Origin of the sequence: Streptomyces sp. 13-12-16 (genome assembly GCF_002114215.1) — a bacterium.
In the GTDB taxonomy this organism is placed as follows: Bacteria; Actinomycetota; Actinomycetes; order Streptomycetales; family Streptomycetaceae; genus Streptomyces.
The window spans coordinates 1-786 of the sequence record NZ_NCTE01000778.1; the positions used below are offsets into that span (position 1 = coordinate 1).

Here is a 786-nt window from a genome sequence, read left to right on the forward strand (position 1 = left end):
AGGGCATCGCCATCGGCGGTGCGCCGTACGCCTACCTGGGCTCCCGCGCCGACGGCGCGATCTACCGCACCGACCTGCGCACCGGCCGGGGCGCGATCCTCCACGAGGGCGCCCCCGGCCTGGTGGCCATCGGCCTCAAGCTGGGTCGGGACGGCCTGCTGTACGTCACGGGCGGCGGGGGCGGCACCGCGCGCGTCGTCGACGCCCGCACCGGAGAACTGCGGAGGTCACACCGACTCACCGCCTCCACCGGCCACTTCATCAACGACGTCGTGCTCTTCCGCGACCGCGCCTGGTTCACCGACTCCCGCGACGCCGTCCTGTACGGCGTCCCGCGCGGCCGGGGCGGCGGCGTCCGCGCCCTCCCGCTCACCGGCGACTGGGAACAACTGCCGGACGTCAACAACGCCAACGGCATCGTGAGCACGCCCGACGGACGCGACGTGATCGTGGTCAAGAGCACGCCCGGTGAGCTGTACCGCGTGGGCCTCCGCACCGGTCACGCCACCCGCATCGCCCTCTCCGGAACGGACGACGTGGTCAACGGCGACGGCCTGGTCCGCATCGGCCGCACCCTGTACGTCGTACAGAACCGCTCGAACGTCGTCACCGTCTTCGACCTGGACGCCCGGGCCACCACGGCGACCCTGCGCCGCTCCATTACCGACCCCCGCTTCGACGTCCCCGCCACCGCCGCCCGCTTCGGCAACCGCCTCTATCTGGTCAACGCCCGCTTCACCAGCCCGCAGACCCCGGAGACGACGTTCACGGCGGTGGCGGGACCCC

Annotated in this window: 1 protein-coding gene; it reads left to right on the forward strand. The window is 72.9% G+C overall.

From position 1 onward, the window contains the following. On the forward strand, positions 1-786 hold a 786-nt coding region (locus B7767_RS28665; protein WP_085574700.1), incomplete at both ends, for an SMP-30/gluconolactonase/LRE family protein.